The following is a 15,709-nucleotide window of genomic DNA, read 5'->3' on the forward strand; positions in this document are numbered from 1 at the left end:
CGGCCGTATGTGATGGGGAACAGGGGCGGCAGTGTCGGGTCGGACTTCGATGGGCGCACCGCCTACGATCGGGGCGTGATCCCGGTGACCGATGAGCGCGCGATGCCCCCGTCGCGTCCCGTGTCGGCGTTGGTCAGCCCCGCGCCGCGGCGCCCGGCCCCCGATTTCGGCCCGTTCGACACCGCGCGTGGCTGGGTGGTCACCGCGGCGCTCACCTTCATCGCCGCGCTGACCAGGTTCGTCAACCTGAACTATCCGACCGACGCGCGCACCCCCGTCTTCGACGAAAAGCATTACGCCCCACAGGCCTGGCAGATGGTCACCGGCGGCGGCGTGGAGGACAACCCCGCTTACGGCCTGGTCGTGCACCCACCCGTCGGCAAACAGTTCATCGCCATCAGTGAGGCTATATTCGGCTACAACGCGTGGGGCTGGCGCGGCACCGCGGCGCTGGCCGGCACGATCCTGGTGCTGCTCGTGGTGCGGATCGTGCGCCGGATGGCCAGGTCGACGCTGATCGGCGCGTTCGCGGGTGTGCTGCTCATCGCCGAAAGCCTGACCTTCGTCTCCTCGCGCATCGGCATGCTCGATATTTTCATGTCGCTGCTGGTCACCGCGGCTTTCGGCTGTCTGATAGTCGACCGCGACGAAGTCCGCGAGCGGATGGCTCGCGCGGATCTGGCCGGGCGGGTCGGCATCTCGGACTGGGGTCCGCGACTCGGCGTGCGCTGGTGGCGGTTCGGCGCGGGTGTGCTGCTCGGCCTGGCGTGCGGCACCAAGTGGTCGGGCATCTACTACATCATGTTCTTCGGCCTGCTGAGCGTGGCCTTCGACGTGAGCGCGCGACGCGCGTACGGGGTGCGCAAGCCGTGGCTGGGGACGATGGTCCGCGATGTGGGGCCCGCGCTGTACGCGCTGGTGGTGATCCCGCTGGTGGTGTACCTGTCCTCGTACTGGGCGTGGTTCGCCAGCGAGAGCGGGGTGTTCCGGTACGCGGTCGGCAATCAGGTCGGCAGCGGTGGCGCGTTCGCGTTCCTGCCCGACGCGCTGCGCTCGCTCTGGCACTACCAGGGCGAGACCCTCGACTTCCATTCCAGCCTCACCAATTCGGCGGGCAACCACCATCCGTGGGAATCCAAGCCGTGGACCTGGCCGATGGGCCTGCGCCCGATGCTCTACTACTACGCCGACGGCACGGTCACCGGTTGCGGCGAGGCCCAGTGTGTGAAGGCCGTGATGGCCGTCGGCACGCCCGCGCTGTGGTGGCTGGCGCTGCCGCTCATCGGCTGGATGGCATGGCGTTCGATCGTTCGCCGCGATTGGCGTTACGCGGCGGTGCTGGTGGGGTACGGCGCCGGGCTGCTGCCATGGTTCGTGACGCTGGACCGGCAGATGTACTTCTTCTACGCGGTAGTGCTCGCGCCGTTCCTGGTGATGGGGATGGCGCTGGCACTCGGTGACATCCTCGGGTCGGCCAGACCCGCGGGGATACCGCGCAGTCCGACGGGCACCTATCTGCCCGCCCCGGTGAACGAGCGGTACGCGCTCGGGTTGCTGATCGTCAGCATCTATCTGGGCTTGGTGATCGCGAACTTCGTCTGGCTGTGGCCGATCCTCACGGGTCAGGCGATCACACCGCAGAACTGGCAAGACCATCTCTGGCTGCCGAGCTGGCGGTAGCTGGCCCGCCTCTCCGTGTATTCAGGCCGGGCTCAGGTGGTTGGTTCGTTTGGACGCGGCCGGCGGCTATAGGGTCGCAGCGTCAGCCCGTACCCGGTGAGTTACCCATGTTCTCGCGTTGTTCAGGTGTTCAGGACTCTGTTGACCAGGTCTATGGCGTCAGCGTCGGCGAGGCCGAGTCGTCGGATGGTTGTGACGTAGTCGACGGCGGCGCGGCTGGCGATGTCGCGGGTGGGGTCGCCGGAGGAGGCGATGAAAGAGCCTTGGCGGCCACGGGTTTCGAGGACGCCGTCGGCTTCCAGCTCGCGGTAGGCGCGGGCGACGGTGTTGGGGGCGATGCCGAGGTCGACGGCCAGCGCGCGGACTGTGGGGATCTTGGTGCCCGCGGTGAGCGTGCCCGCGCGGACCTGTTCGATCACGGCCATGCGCAGCTGCTCATAGGGCGGCTGGGCGGAATCGGTGGACAGCTCGACGTGGAACACGGTGCTCACACCTCGTCTCGGGACAGCGGGCAGGACATACAGCGGGGGCCGCCACGGCCGGAGCCCAGCTCCGAGCCGCTGATGGTGACTACTTCGATACCGGCCTCGATCAGGCGCGAGTTGGTCATCTCGTTGCGTTCGTAGGCCACGACCACGCCGGGTTCGAGGGCGAGGGTGTTGTTGCCGTCGTCCCACTGTTCACGTTCGGCGTCGGGTCCCTCGCGGCCGGTGTCGATCACGCGCAGCTTCGCGATGCCCATCGCCTTGGCCGCGGCGGGCAGGAAGGGTTCGGGTCCGGTGATGCTGATGCGTTCGAGGTCACCGCGACTGGTGAAGCCGTCTTCGCGGCGGATCGTGAACGCCTCCAGCGATTTCCGCACGCCCGGATACATCACCACCGCATCGGTGTCGACCATGGTGCAGACGGTGTCCAGATGCATGGTGGCCCGGTTCTGCGCGATCGGCACCACCAATACGGTGTGCGCGAGATCGTCGTCGAACAGGCTGCGCGCCAACGCTTCCGCACCCGCGGGTGTGGTCCGCTCGCCGACGCCAACGGCGACAACACCTTTGGCGAGCAGCAGCACATCGCCGCCCTCGATCGGCGCGGTATGCGATTCGTAGGCCCGGCGCACGCCGAGGAAGCGCGGATGGAACGCGTAGACGAGGTCGGTGATGGAGGTCTCGCGACTGCGGGCGGGCAGTGCCAGCGAGGTGATCGCCACCTTCGGGCCGACCCAGAACGAGGAATCGCGGGTGAACAGCAGATTCGGCAGCGGGTCGACGACGAAGTCGCCGCCGTGGTGCATCCGCCGGACCAGCGAGGCGGCGTCGGGGCCGAACGGCAGCTCGTCGAAGGTCATCCCGGCCATCAGGATGTCGGCGAGCTCGCCCGCGTCGAATTTGCGCAGTTCGGCGGCGAGCTGGTCGGCCAGGCCGTGGCCGAGTCTGCGGGCGTCGACCGCCGCTGAGATGCCCTGGATCCTGGCTGCCCCACTGGCGCTGAGGGTTTCGGTCAGCAGATCTGCCAGTAACAGCACTTCCACACCGCGGTCGCGCAGTACGGCGGCGAAGGCGTCGTGTTCGGCTTGCGCGCGTTCGACCCAGGGGATGCCGTCGAAGAGCAGTTGGTCATTGTTGCTCGGGGTGAGGCGGCGTAGTTCTGCGCCGGGGCGGTGCAGCAGCACCGTCCGTAGCTGACCGACCTCGGAGGTGACGGTCAGACGCGAATCGGGGGCAGTTCCCATCTGCAAAATGTAATGCGAGAACGCCAGGTCGGCACGCTCCGACCCGCAGTCGCCGGGATGCGTGGCGCGTAGATGTCGGAGACCTGTCGAACCGGTCCGCCCATTTTCGTACACGACACGAATACCTAAAGTATTGTTTAGGTGGTAGTGGGAGGAGCTATAGATGACGACGGCCGATTGGCAAACGAAGGAGCTGACCCCCGGGCAGCTTTCAGATCGTAGTGGAGTTGCAGTGTCCGCGTTGCACTTCTACGAACGCGAAGGTCTCATATCGAGCCGTCGAACCAGCGGCAATCAACGTCGATATTCTCGCGAAACCTTGCGCCGGGTCGCCTTCATCCGCATCTCGCAACGTGTCGGCATCCCACTCAGTGAGATCCGGTCGGCCTTGGATCGACTCCCCGAAGGTCGCACCCCCACGCGCCGTGACTGGGAGAACCTGTCGACGACCTGGCGTGAGGATCTCGACGACCGCATCACCCAGCTCGTGCGCCTGCGCGACAACCTGACCGGCTGCATCGGCTGTGGTTGCCTCTCGCTCGGCTCGTGCAAACTCGTCAACGAGCACGACCGGCTCGGCGCGGAGGGTCCCGGCGCGCGCGTGCTCGATGTACAGGTGAACTGCCCGCCGAAATCCGGCTGCGTATAGCCGTAGCCGGATGCCTCGGGCATCATCGCGGGTATGACCTCTCTGGATGCCAAGGCGAAGACTCTGCTCGAACTGCACAGTCCGGGAAATCCGGTGGTGTTGCCGACCGTCTGGGACGCGTGGTCGGCGAATGTCGCTGTGGCTGCCGGTTTTTCGGGCTTGACCATGGGCAGCCATCCGGTCGCCGACTCGATCGGCCGCGCCGACGGCGAGGGCATGAGCTTCGATGAACTGCTCGCCCGCGTCGCCCAGGTCACCGGCTCGGTCGAGCTCCCGGTCTCGGTCGACATCGAATCCGGCTACGGCCTCGAACCGCTCCAGCTCATCGACGGCCTGCTCGCGGCGGGCGCCGTCGGCCTCAATATCGAGGACACGGTCCACAGCGAGGGCAAGCGCCTGCGTTCGCCCGCCGAACACGCCGACCTGGTCCGCGGTCTGCGCGAAGCCGCCGACGCGGCGGGCGTGCATGTCGTGGTCAACGCCCGCACCGACCTGTTCCTGCGCCAAGACGGCGAAGAGGCCGACCGCCTCGACCGCGCGATCGCCCGGCTGACCCTGGCCGCCGAAGCCGGCGCCGACGTTCTCTACCCCGTCGGCAGGCACGCCGACGCTGACCTGCGCCGACTCACCACCGACCTGCCGTTGCCGGTCAACGCGATCGGCCAGCCGGGCACCCCGGCCAAGGACCACTTCGCCGACCTCGGAGTTGCCCGCATCAGCTTCGGCCCCTACCTCCAGGCCGCTCTGAGCGCCGCAGCGACCGATCTGCTGACTGCCTGGAATTAGACTCGAGCGGCACCCTGTGCTTCGAGGTCGATGCCGAGCACGCGTTCGCGGGTCGGCCGCTCGGATCGGCCTCGAGCGCGCAGTAGTCGCGCTTCCTGCGCGGCGGCCTTGGCCACAATGGTCGTCGCTGGTGACACCGCCAGCCAGGGGCATGTCGGCCTGCGCGGCTGCTCAGAAACGTTCAGCGCCCCAGTACCGCCAGCATCCCCGCGACCGCGCGCGGCCAGCCGAACTGCTCGGCGCGGGAGCGGGCGGCCTTGCGGCGGCCGGAGGTGGGCATGGCCAGGACGTCGGTGACCGCTCGCGCGAAGGCTCGGGGGCGGTCGGCGGAAATGGCTCCGCATTCGGCGGTGACGATGTCGGCCAGGGCGGAGGAGCGGCTGGCCACTACCGGGGTGCCAGCGGCCAATGCCTCCAGGGCGGCAAGGCCGAAGGTTTCGTGGGGGCCTGGCGCCAGTGAAACATCAGCGGTGGCAAGGAGTTTCGCTACCATGGCGCGGTCGTTGATGAAGCCGGTGAAGTGGACCGCCGGTGCACCACCGGGCAGGGCGGCGAGCGTGCGGGCCCGGCGTTCGAGTGACTCACGGCGGGGACCGTCGCCGGCGATGACCAGTCGGGCGGGTACCCCGGCCCGGTGCAGGGCACCGACCGCTTCGATGCTGCGGTCGACACGCTTCTCCACCGACAGCCGACCGCAATGCACCAGCATCGGATGCCCGTCGACACCGAGATCGGCGCGCAGGCCGAGGTCACGGCGGCGTGGACTGAACAGGTCGAGGTCGACGCCGAGCGGCACCAGTTCCACGTTCGGCGCACCGATCCGCAGGAACTCCTCGCGCGCGAAATCGGTGGTGCACACGACCATGTCGTAATCGGCGGCCGTGCGGCGGTTGGCGACATCGGCGCAGCGGCGCGCGGCGGGTCCGGGCAGGAACTGGCCGAGCAGCCGGTCGAGGCGCTCGTGCGAGATCATCACGCTCGCCACCCCGCGACGCCCCGCCCACCGGCCGAAACCGCGCAGCGTGAGCCGGTCGGAGACCTCGAGCACATCCGGCGACAGCCCGGACAGCACATCGGCCACCCGCCGCGGATCAGCCGCCCGATAACCACCGGTCCACGGAATTCCCACTGCGGGCAACGTAATTCGCAGCGCGCCCGTGGGCAGCACCTCTTCCGAACGACGCGACCCCGGCACGATCAGCACCACTTCGTGCCCGGCCGTCGCATATCCCTCACCGAGGTGGTGCAGGGCAGTGCGCAACCCACCCGATCGCGGGCCATAGAAATTGGCTAGCTGCACGATGCGCACACGCCGATCGTCGCGCCGCGCGGGTTACCTACGGGTCCTGCCCGAAGAACGGCGGGTGAACAGCGTCGAAAGATGCGCCTCATGGGCGCGGACACCCGGTGCCGCGCGGTCACCCGCGCACGATCCGACCCGATTCGGCGACGACCAGAGCGGCCGGGCTCAGGCGGATCGGCCTTCGTCGACCGACCAGACCCGCAGCAACCCGTGCCCGGATGCCGACGCACTCACGGCGACCAACTCGGCCTGCGCCGCGATCCACTCCCCCTGCGCGAACCGCACCCGCAGCGCCAGCCGCCGGGTGCTGCCGGGAGTACGGGCCAGGTCGTGACACGCGGCCCGCAGCGCGGCCAGATCACCGGGGTCGATGGCGGGCCGCTCCACCAGCCAGCGATCCAGCGGCGGGGGCGGCGGACCTGCCCACTCGTAGATGAGCGCGCTGGTCAGCTCGATGATGCCGACGCCGACGCCGCTGCGTTGCGAGACCGCGCGCAGCATGGCCGCGTCGGGATCGGCGGCGGGCTGTGCCGTGTCGAGCTCGGGAATCGCGTGCATCAGCGCGCTGATCCGGCGGTGTTCCGGCACCGCCTTAGCGATCATCTGGAAGTGGCGGACCTCGTCGTCGTCACCGGCCATGTCGACCTCGCCCTGCCACTGTCCACCGTCGTCGATTCGCGCGACCATCGCGAAATAGTCGATACGCCCGTCGAAGCGGGCCATCCGGCCGAACGCTTCGGGCGGGGTGCGAATCACCCGCACCCGCTCGGGGTCCCTGGCGAAGACGAGTTCCTCCAGGCCCGGCCCGTGATGGGCGAGTTCGGTGTCGGCCTCCCAGTCCCACGCGGCGACCCGCCGCGGTGGCGGGATCGGGGCATCGACGGCCCCGGCCCACAGCCGCACCCCGTGGACGCCGCCGAAGGCGCACGGCACCGGCTCGGTCACGACCACCGTGTCCGCCTCGACCACTCGCCGCGGTCCCCCGCCCGCGCGACAATGCCGCACCGCCTCCGCCGCGATCCGCGCGCGGGACGGGCCGAGAACGCGACGCAGCGAGCCGAGCCCGGACCAGTGCCTCGGGTGCGCCCCCGCGGCGACCACCGTGGGTTCGCTACCGGAGGTGAGGGTCTCCACCAGCAGCCACTCGTCGGACGGCATCGCCGCGATTCAGTTCGACGCCACGCCTCGGCCCGCACGCGGCAGGTCGAGGTCGAGCGGGATACGGCCCTCACGCAGGTGCGCCTCGACCTCACCGCCCGGCATCGGCCGGGCGATCAGGAACCCCTGCGCGCGGTAGCAGCCGAGGCCGACCAGCGTTCTGGCCGCCATCGGCGTCTCGACACCCTCACCGACCACGCCGAGGCCGAACGACCCGGCCAGCCCGATGATCGACTTCACGATCGCCAGGTCGTCGTCGCTGTCACCGAGCCGCTGCACGAAACCTCGGTCGATCTTCACGGCGTCGACGGGCAGCGCCTTGAGATGCGAGAGCGAGCTGTAGCCGGTACCGAAATCGTCGATGGCGATCTGTACGCCCATCTGTTTGAGGCCGCGCAGGGTGAGCCTGGTTCGCACCAGATCTTGCACGACGACGTGTTCGGTGATTTCCAGGCAGACCGAGCTGCCATCGATGCCGTACAGGCGAAGTATGTCCTCGATGCGCTCGACGAAGTCGGCGCTCACCAGCTGGACCGGCGACACATTGATCCGGATCACCACATTGGCGGCCAGCCCACGGCGGCGCCAATCGGCGAATTGCGAACAGGCCGAACGGATTACCCACCGCCCGAGCTCGCCGGCCAGGTTGGTGGCCTCGGCGACGGCGACGAACGCGCCAGGCGGCAACAGCCCACGGGTCGGATGCTGCCAGCGCACCAGCGCTTCCAATGCCACGATCCGCCCGGTCCGCAAATCGACCTCGGGCTGATAGTGCAGCACCATCGACCCGTCGGACACCGCGCTGCGCAGGTTGACCTCGACGTCGTCCTGTAGTTCGAACTGGACCCGCATGGCGTCGGTGAACACCGCGATGCCGTTGCCGCCACCGGATTTCGCCGAGAGCAACGCGTGGTCGGCACGGCGCAGCACGTCCGACACCGTCGTCTCGCCGGGCACACCGAGCGCGACACCGACGCTCACCCCACTGCTCACCGACTCCTGCCCGACCGAGACCCGGCGCCCGACCAGCTCTTGGATCCTGTTCGCTTCCAATTCGGCGGCCACCGCGTCCATCGTCTTGGCCGGCACGATGACGAACTCGTCGCCCCCGAGGCGCGCGATCATGTCCTCGGGACCGAAGTTCTCGCGCAACCTGGCCGCGAGCGTGCGGATGAAATTGTCGCCCGCGTTGTGGCCGAGGAAGTCGTTGAGCGCTTTGAGCCGGTCGAGATCGAGGAAGAAGGTCGCGACCGGGCCATCGTTGCCCGGCGCGAGCCGTTCCTCCATGTGCTCGAGCAGTGCGCGCCGATTGGCCAGGCCGGTGAGATCGTCGTGCGAGGCGATGTAGCGCAGTCGGTCCTCGGCTTCGACCCGGGCCTGCAACTGCGCGAACAGGGCGGCGATCGCCTTGAGCACATTGACCTCACGGGTGGTCCACGCACGATCCCCGCGCCGGACGAAGCCGAGCGCGCCGGTGGACACCCCGCGCGAGACCAAGGGGACGCACGCGGTCACCATCGATGGCATGCCGGTGGTCTGCCGGATCATCTCCTGGTAGTCGGGGTATTCGTCGCCGCGGCTGACGAGAATCGGTTCGACGGCGTGCTCGCTGGCCAGGAACAAAGAATCCGCCTTGGCGAACTCGATGACCCGTAACGGGTCGGGGTCGGGCACGTACGGTCGGCGCGGCCACTCGGCGATCAGCACCGTCTGGCGTAGCTCGTGAATCGTGTGCCGCAGGAAGGCGATGTCCACGTCGAAGTAGTCCACCAGGCTCGCCAGGACGCGTTCGCTGGCCACGACCATGGTCGTGGCGTCGACACCCATCAACTCCGAGGCGACCTGCGTCACCAACGAGTCGAGGTTTCGCCGAGGCACCGTTTCTCCGATCGTGCTATCTGTCAGTTCCCTGAACCGAGTACCGGGAGCCTGGCGCTCCACACTGTCGGCGCGGGCGCATAGCTCAGTCGTAATACTGCCGTGACCGTCTCGTGCCCGGGAATTCCCATCAGTGCGGAGAACCGTTTGTGGATCGAGGCCAGTGTATCTGTGAATCCTGCCGATACGTTGCGCAAATCGTTGTCGTCCCGGACGTAGAGGAAAACCGGCGACATCGGCTGGACCGCGAGGCCCAGCTTCTGCGCGGCAATCCACACACGCTCGACGGCAGAACCGCCGCGCACATAATCGGTCAGATCGGCGTCTGTCCCGACGGGGCAGGTGACCGCGATCAGCGCGGAACTGGACGAAATCCGCTGGCGCGCGTAGTCACCGAGCGCCGCACCGCCGGACCAATCCCGCAGGTAGGCCATCACGTCGGCGCGCCCGCCGATATGCAGTTTGGCGTGCTCGTCGGCGGCCAGTTCCATGGTTCGCAGATCGAGTCCGGTACGCAAATCATCAGCGGGCCAGCGCAATTCGCCGAACATCTCCGCGTGCAAGCGGGGCGTCAGGTAGCGGACACGGTCGGATTCGGCAAGCAGTTCCGCGGCCTCGCTCAGCTCGGCGCGATCGACGACCCCGCGCACCAGCGCACCTTCTGTCGCCGCCGAAGCAGCCAGTGTGTCAAGCACTTCCGGCCCGAGTGGGCTGCCGTCGCCGAGGTGCCGGTTGGTGGCGCGGGCGAGCATCCCCGCGTAATCGGCGGCCAATTCCGGGTCGGCGCGCGCACCGAGATGCAGGACGGCCGACACCGGAGCCGCACCGCCGAGCACGATCTCGTGCGTCCCCAGCAAACCTTGAGCTGCGGCAGCGACGCGGGCGTTGTAGAGGGCGGCGCCGAGAGCCACCGCACTGCCACGGAATCCGATATCCATCCCGGAAGTGCGTGCCTGGTCGACGGCGAGGTGCACGGCGGAGCCGTCCGAGCGCACCGCCCACGGCTGCGCGTTGCCGCCCGACGGCGCGCGTTCGATGCCGTGCAGAATGCGGGCGATCGGGGTGTGCGGCTCGTCGAGCTCGACCAGCGGCGCGGCGTCGGCCGTGAATATCCGGTCACCTCGAGCGGGCTCGCCGAGTGCGTTGAGCTCGCGCTCCAGATCGACGCGAATTCGACCGGACGGCAGCGCCTGGTCCAGACCGATCCGGCGCACCGCGGTGGCGATGATGGCCGCGCCGAGCCCGACATCGCTGCCGAGCTGAGGCCAGGTGGTGACCGACTCGTCGATTTCGGTGAGGCTGGCGGCGAGCCGGGCCGAGAGCTGATCGGGATCGAGGATCCGCATCACGTGCGGGGCCTTGTCCCTGTTCGACAATCCGCGCAGGTCAGTTCTCGTCGTATCGCCGAGCAGGCCGTGGAACGGCGGCCGATCGGGCTCGAGATCGAATCGCTCCACGTCGAACAGACCTCGGTCGTTGGTCTCCATCAGCACCGGGATCCGGTGCCGCCGTGCCACCTCGCGCGCGGTGAGCTTCACATCGAGGGAATCGCAGACCTCGACAACCACCGAGAGACCGGTCAGGAATTCGTCCATCGAGGACTCGTCGACACCGGCCGGGAAGATCTCGACGGGCAGGTACGGATCGAGTTCGGCGATCCGCCGACCGGTGACGACACATTTGTTGAGCCCGATATCGAACAGACCACCGGGAATCCGATTCAGATTCGACAGTTCGACGGTGTCGAAGTCGGCGATCCGCAGCTGCCCGCAGCCGCCCTCCAGCGCGACGACGTAGGCGATCTCGTGCCCCGCGCTCTGCCCGATGATGCCGACCGACTGCCCACGAAGCTGTCGCTGCTCGGCGATGGTCAGCTTGTTCCGGTTGCGGTCCTGCCTGATCGCGCGGAACGCGGTGGCACCGACAATGGCCACCAGCGACGACCGCCACGGGTAGTACACCCAGCGATCATCGGCCGGATCCGCATCGGGTGCGGCTTTGAGCCGGGCCAGCTCCGATCGCATCGCAGGACGCAGGTCGATCACCGAGAGGCCCGGTTGTTCCCGCAGCCGGGCCAGCTCAGCCGCGTCGGCGGGGACACCGGCATCGAGCACCGACGGACGAAAGATGTCGGCGGGAGCGAGATCTCGGATCATGGGCGTCGCGCTTCGAGCAGTTGCGCGCGTTCGGCGGCGATCAGCTCGCGCTGCGCCTGCGTCGCCGCCGAGAGATCGGACAGATCCCACCACACCGGCACGGTGGTGTACCGCTCGTCCGGGTAGGACACGGCGGGTATGCCGGGATCGGGTCGCGCGCCGCTCGATCGATAGGACTCGAGCTGGTGCAGGGGGCTCACGCCGAAGCCGTACCGCACGTTGAGCAGCCAGGTGACGTGCACGACGCCGCGGGCGACCAGCGCGCCGAGTTCCGGTCTGCGCGGGACCGACCGGGTCGACCAGCCACCCTTGGATTCGGCGACTCCGCTCGGCACCTTGGCTTCGACGGACGAACGCAACGCGGCCTCGCCGGGAGTGCCGATCCATGGGTGGAACCCGGGGATGTCATCGGCGGTCGCGTGTGGCCCGTGCGCGCGCACGCCGGCCACCACCGAGCCGTCGGGGTCGATCGCGACGAGGAACGCAGTCGTCGAACGGCCGTCGGCGAGGGACTCGATATCGAGCGCGTCCTGAACTCCGTAGTGCCGGTAACCATTCAGCGCACCCTCGAGGTACTGATTCCACAGTGCCGGATCTTCCTCGGGCGAACAGACGCGGACATGACATCCGGACACGCTGTCGAGGTACCGCAACCCGCCCGCATTCGCGCCAACCACCCGGTGATCCGAGCCGGTGTGAGCCGACACCCTCATACAACTCCGTACCTACACCCGCGTCGGCTTTGTCCGACCAGCCAAAGTTTTCCTACGCAGTATCCGTCATTCAGCAGGAATGCACCATACGAGTGGCTAATTTTCCGGTAACCTCCTGAGCCAGTTGAAATAACCCCAGCTCAGAGTGGGTGAATGCACGAAAGGTGACCGAGTCAAGACCGATCGGTTCGAATTCGGCTAACTTTCAGCTATCTACAGTGATCGACACGAACAGTTCCACCGTGTCGGGGCCGTGCCACACTTCGATCTCCTCGCGGTAGGCGCGGGAGATCTCGGCCGATGCCGTCGCGTCGTCGACCTGGGCCCATACGTCTTCCACCGGGTCGTGATAGTCGCCGTTGGGCGCGAACCGGGCGTAGATGCCCTTGGGCACACGCAGCATGAGATCGCCGACCGGCACGTCGGCCGGATTCGCGAATTCACGCGCGACCAACGCGTTCCAGTTGCCCGCCGGGTCGGGCACGTAGATCGTGTGCAGCGGTTCACCGGTGCCGGGCCGGTCGCGCAGCCGGTCCTTGAGAAACTCGATCAGGTCGCTGTTGCTCACCTTGAAGCTCGGGTGCACCCGTGGCACCGCCAGGCCGCCGTACAACGCCGCGCCACGGACCACGATCGAATAGGTCATCGCGGATCGACCGCCAGGTACAGGTCGATCTTGTAGGCGTGCGGGTAGCACTCGAAATCGCCGGTAAAGGTGCGCTTGATCTGATTGTGCTCTTCGGCGTAGGCGATCTGGGTCCACAGATCCGTCATCACCCGCGGGAAGTTACCGACCGAGGAGAAGCGCGCGTAGCTGCCGCGCGGCAGCCGAGCCGCTAGATGTCCACGAGTGACCTGATCGAGCGAATCGCACTGATAACCCACGATCTGGGTGTTGTAGGTGCTCAGCTCGCCGGTGTAGTCGGTGTAGGCGCTGGCCAGTGGCCCGCCCAGATCCTGATGCAAGACTGCCGACCACGCCGCTTCGAGGTCACGGTCGCGCAGCTCACCGAGCGCGCGTTTGGGACTGCGGACCGGAAGCCCGGCCACCCAGGTCTCGTCCCGTTCCACGATTTCGAACTGCAATTGATGACTCTCTCGAAGGGTCCTGCTCGGGTTGCGTCATGCTATCAAACACCCACCCTAACCATATCTGAGCTGGACAAACGTCCACCACTACGGCGTGGAGACCGGGCGCTATTGTTCGATTCATCTCTATGCCCTAAGCTCCCGCGCTCGTGTGGGTACGCGCGGCGCTCGAACCGCGAAAACAAGTCGTGCGTTGGGCCGGTATCGTCATCGCCGCGGTGCTGGTCGGGTATCTCGCTGTGCTACTGGGGGATTCGCGACACTTCTATACCGACGACACCGAGGCGCAATACGTGCCGATGTGGCAGTTGCTCGGGACCGAATTGCGGGCGGGCCGATTCCCGGCGATGGTGCCGTGGGAATGGATGGCGGGCAACTACAGCCTCGAGGAGGCCGGGCTCTACAACCCCGCGCAGTTGCTGGTGTACCTGCTGGCGCCCTCGTTCGACAATCTCGCGCTGTACGCGACCGCCGTGAAGTTCGTGTTCTCCGCGATCGCCGCGCTCGGCGTGTTTCGCATCTGCCTGGCCTACGGTGCCCGCGCGCCATGGGCCGCGGTCGCCGGCGTGGCGTTTCCGTTCAGCGGCTGGTTCCTGTTCTTCGACGAGGCCAGCTGGTTCACCTCGCAGACCGGCACCGCCTGGCTGGTGCACGCGTGGGCCTCGGCCGTGCTCTACGCGCGCGGGCGCACCGGGCCGATCCCGATGTTCGTGTTCCTGTATCTGGCGCTGACCATCCAATATGCCTTTCCCGCCGTCGAATCCGGGTTGATGATCGCCGCCGTGGCCGCGGGTGAGTACCTGTATCAGCGCAGGTGGGCGCCGGTGCTGCGGATGCTCGGCGCCGCCGCGCTCGCGGTGCTCGCGTCGATGATCGCGAACCTGCCGATCCTGCTGTCCTCGCAGGCCACCTGGCGCGGTGACGTCTCCACCATCCACAACGACCCCTTCCTGACCGTGCCGTGGTCGGAATCGCTCAATGCGAGCCTGCCGAGCACCGTGCCCGCGTTCACCGCGTGGTGGGGGCATGTGCAGCCACTACCGATGGTCTATATCGCGTGGTTCGTGATTCCGGCGCTCGCGTTCATCGACTGGAAGGCCGCCGCGCGCGCCGCCGCTTCGTGGAGCGGGATCGCGTTGTTCGCGGTGGCGACCCTGATGTGGACGGCCGGTCCGGGCGCGATCGGTCCACTGCGGTGGCCCGCGCGGGTGTTGCCGATGCTCGCGATCGCACTGCTGGTGCTGGTGTGTGTGCTGATCAGTCGCTACGGGGATTTCGCTTCGTCGCGGCGGCGGTACGCGGCGGCGGGTGTGCTGATCGCGTTGCTGTTCATCCGATCGTTCTCCGCCGCACCGAAACTCGTCGAACGGCATGCGATCGCGGTATTCGTGGTGGTCGGGCTCGGGGCCGGGGTGGTGTGGCTGGCGCGCACTCGCGGGATCGCCGCCGCGGCGGTGCTGACGATTGTCGCGACGTTCCCGATCGCGTTCGTCCAGGTAGCGTCGGCGCCGGAGACCCCGATGTCCTATGGATTCCCTGAACGGCGCTCGGAGATGAGGGACGCGTTCCCCGATTTCGGCGGGCGCACACTGCAATTGGCCGACCGGATCATGGTGCGCGACGAAGAGCGAACTCTCGCAGGCACTTACGGCTCCATCGCGCTGGGCAGCTATGCCAAGAACCTCGGCCTGCACTACGTGAACGGGTATACGCCCGTCGGGCACGCGGCCTTCGCCGGGTTGCTGTGTATGGCGTGGGACGGCGGCACCTGCCCCGACGCGTACAAGCGCGTCTTCGCTGTCGAACCGTCTACCGACAGAACGATCGTCGACTTGATGCGTTTGGATCGCGTTGTCCTGCAACGCAGTCAGTATCCCAACGCGGGCACCCAACCTGCCCCCGCCGGTTGGCGATTCGTCCACCACCCCGGCCACGAACACCAGATCTGGGTGCTGGAACGAGTCAACCCGCTGCCCTCCCCCGGCGACCTGATCGCCCACGAATCCGGCGTCCACGCCACCGTCATGCCCGAGGCAGGCCTCACCAACCGCGCCACCGTCTCGTCCGGCACCGGCGGCCGGGTCGTGTTGTCCCGCCTGGCCTGGCCCGGCTACACAGCCACCCTCGGCAACAGCGAAATCCCCATCCGTGCAGTCGCGGGAACCTTTGTCGCGGTGGACATTCCGCCCGGCACCCACAACGCGACCCTCACAGTCACCTGGCGCCCACCCGGCCTGTCCATCAGCCTCACCACCGCCCTACTGGCCCTGATCGGCATCGCGTTGCTGCAGTGGTGGTTCCGCCGCTCCCGCCAGAACAACCCACCCAACAACCCCCTCCCCCAAACCCCGAGCAACACCCCAAAACCCCAGCTAGTCCCCGCATTACACACCCCACCCAACTCATCCCCCACACTCCCGACCACACAGCACACCCCAGCCAATCCCCGTCTTCAACAACCCACCCAACCCACCCACCGCACTCCCGACCCTTAGGGAGGGACGGCCACGAAGTGGCCGGTCCGCGGCCGGGTCGCCGGTCAGCGCTCGAAAGCGCTGAGCCGCAGGC

Annotated in this window: 14 protein-coding genes; 4 read left to right on the forward strand and 10 right to left on the reverse strand. The window is 67.7% G+C overall.

The window, feature by feature from the left end:
• Positions 1–75: 75 nt before the first annotated feature.
• Positions 76–1,680 carry a dolichyl-phosphate-mannose--protein mannosyltransferase gene (locus ACFXKN_RS32100; RefSeq protein ID WP_378940765.1) on the forward strand — a complete coding sequence of 535 codons (1,605 nt, stop codon included), beginning with the start codon at positions 76–78 and terminating at the stop codon, positions 1,678–1,680.
• Between the two features lie 122 nt (positions 1,681–1,802).
• Here the strand turns inward: ACFXKN_RS32100 and ACFXKN_RS32105 are convergent, their stop codons facing one another.
• Both ACFXKN_RS32105 and arcA read right to left on the reverse strand, forming a co-directional pair.
• A complete protein-coding gene (locus ACFXKN_RS32105; RefSeq protein ID WP_378940767.1) occupies positions 1,803–2,171 on the reverse strand; it encodes a GntR family transcriptional regulator in 369 nt (122 codons plus the stop codon).
• On the reverse strand, positions 2,168–3,409 hold the full coding sequence (gene arcA / locus ACFXKN_RS32110; RefSeq protein ID WP_378940769.1) for an arginine deiminase: 1,242 nt from the start codon (positions 3,407–3,409) through the stop codon (positions 2,168–2,170). The genes ACFXKN_RS32105 and arcA overlap by 4 nt, the downstream gene beginning before the upstream one ends.
• A 163-nt stretch (positions 3,410–3,572) precedes the next feature.
• Between arcA and soxR the strand changes: the two genes are divergently transcribed.
• Positions 3,573–4,058 (forward strand): redox-sensitive transcriptional activator SoxR, encoded by a 486-nt coding sequence (soxR, locus tag ACFXKN_RS32115; RefSeq protein WP_378913453.1) that lies wholly within the window; start codon positions 3,573–3,575, stop codon positions 4,056–4,058.
• Between the two features lie 33 nt (positions 4,059–4,091).
• Positions 4,092–4,844 carry an isocitrate lyase/phosphoenolpyruvate mutase family protein gene (locus ACFXKN_RS32120; RefSeq protein ID WP_378940772.1) on the forward strand — a complete coding sequence of 251 codons (753 nt, stop codon included), beginning with the start codon at positions 4,092–4,094 and terminating at the stop codon, positions 4,842–4,844.
• On the opposite strand, the gene ACFXKN_RS32125 is transcribed toward ACFXKN_RS32120, so the two are convergent.
• The 8 genes from ACFXKN_RS32125 to ACFXKN_RS32160 form a co-directional block, all read right to left on the reverse strand.
• Complete coding sequence (locus tag ACFXKN_RS32125) at positions 4,841–4,981, reverse strand: hypothetical protein (protein ID WP_378940774.1); 141 nt, start codon at positions 4,979–4,981, stop codon at positions 4,841–4,843. The two genes, ACFXKN_RS32120 and ACFXKN_RS32125, sit on opposite strands and share 4 nt — an antisense overlap.
• Positions 4,982–5,025: 44 nt before the next feature.
• Complete coding sequence (locus tag ACFXKN_RS32130; RefSeq protein ID WP_378940776.1) at positions 5,026–6,153, reverse strand: glycosyltransferase; 1,128 nt, start codon at positions 6,151–6,153, stop codon at positions 5,026–5,028.
• A gap of 159 nt (positions 6,154–6,312) precedes the next feature.
• Positions 6,313–7,305, reverse strand: coding sequence for a GAF domain-containing protein (locus ACFXKN_RS32135; RefSeq protein ID WP_378940778.1), 993 nt, complete (start codon positions 7,303–7,305; stop codon positions 6,313–6,315).
• Positions 7,306–7,314: 9 nt separating this feature from the next.
• Complete coding sequence (locus tag ACFXKN_RS32140) at positions 7,315–9,132, reverse strand: putative bifunctional diguanylate cyclase/phosphodiesterase (protein ID WP_379434620.1); 1,818 nt, start codon at positions 9,130–9,132, stop codon at positions 7,315–7,317.
• 74 nt (positions 9,133–9,206) lie between these two features.
• The gene (locus ACFXKN_RS32145; RefSeq protein WP_378940780.1) at positions 9,207–11,339 is read right to left on the reverse strand and encodes an Rv1355c family protein; all 2,133 of its coding nucleotides are present in this window, start codon (positions 11,337–11,339) and stop codon (positions 9,207–9,209) included.
• Positions 11,336–12,052: a hypothetical protein gene (locus tag ACFXKN_RS32150; protein ID WP_379434617.1), complete on the reverse strand. Its 717-nt coding sequence runs from the start codon at positions 12,050–12,052 to the stop codon at positions 11,336–11,338. The genes ACFXKN_RS32145 and ACFXKN_RS32150 overlap by 4 nt, the downstream gene beginning before the upstream one ends.
• A 205-nt stretch (positions 12,053–12,257) precedes the next feature.
• Complete coding sequence (locus tag ACFXKN_RS32155; RefSeq protein WP_378940784.1) at positions 12,258–12,698, reverse strand: AraC family transcriptional regulator; 441 nt, start codon at positions 12,696–12,698, stop codon at positions 12,258–12,260.
• Entirely contained in the window at positions 12,695–13,138 is a 444-nt protein-coding gene (locus ACFXKN_RS32160) for a GyrI-like domain-containing protein (protein ID WP_378940785.1), read from the reverse strand. Before ACFXKN_RS32160 ends, ACFXKN_RS32155 begins: the two co-directional genes overlap by 4 nt.
• A 191-nt stretch (positions 13,139–13,329) precedes the next feature.
• On the opposite strand from ACFXKN_RS32160, the gene ACFXKN_RS32165 reads away from it, so the two are divergent.
• Positions 13,330–15,636, forward strand: coding sequence for a hypothetical protein (locus ACFXKN_RS32165; RefSeq protein WP_378940786.1), 2,307 nt, complete (start codon positions 13,330–13,332; stop codon positions 15,634–15,636).
• Positions 15,637–15,709 lie beyond the last annotated feature (73 nt).

The organism is Nocardia sp. NPDC059195, assembly GCF_042754695.1.
Classification (GTDB): Bacteria; Actinomycetota; Actinomycetes; order Mycobacteriales; family Mycobacteriaceae; genus Nocardia.

What these genes read in the sequence shown, in the direction of transcription:
- ACFXKN_RS32120 (WP_378940772.1), top strand. Translation starts at nt 4,092, where the DNA reads ATGACCTCTCTGGATGCCAAGGCGAAGACTCTGCTCGAACTGCACAGT.
- ACFXKN_RS32145 (WP_378940780.1), bottom strand. Translation starts at nt 11,339, where the DNA reads ATGATCCGAGATCTCGCTCCCGCCGACATCTTTCGTCCGTCGGTGCTC.
- ACFXKN_RS32150 (WP_379434617.1), bottom strand. Translation starts at nt 12,052, where the DNA reads ATGAGGGTGTCGGCTCACACCGGCTCGGATCACCGGGTGGTTGGCGCG.
- ACFXKN_RS32140 (WP_379434620.1), bottom strand. Translation starts at nt 9,132, where the DNA reads ATGGGTGTCGACGCCACGACCATGGTCGTGGCCAGCGAACGCGTCCTG.
- ACFXKN_RS32155 (WP_378940784.1), bottom strand. Translation starts at nt 12,698, where the DNA reads ATGACCTATTCGATCGTGGTCCGTGGCGCGGCGTTGTACGGCGGCCTG.
- arcA (WP_378940769.1), bottom strand. Translation starts at nt 3,409, where the DNA reads ATGGGAACTGCCCCCGATTCGCGTCTGACCGTCACCTCCGAGGTCGGT.
- ACFXKN_RS32135 (WP_378940778.1), bottom strand. Translation starts at nt 7,305, where the DNA reads ATGCCGTCCGACGAGTGGCTGCTGGTGGAGACCCTCACCTCCGGTAGC.
- soxR (WP_378913453.1), top strand. Translation starts at nt 3,573, where the DNA reads ATGACGACGGCCGATTGGCAAACGAAGGAGCTGACCCCCGGGCAGCTT.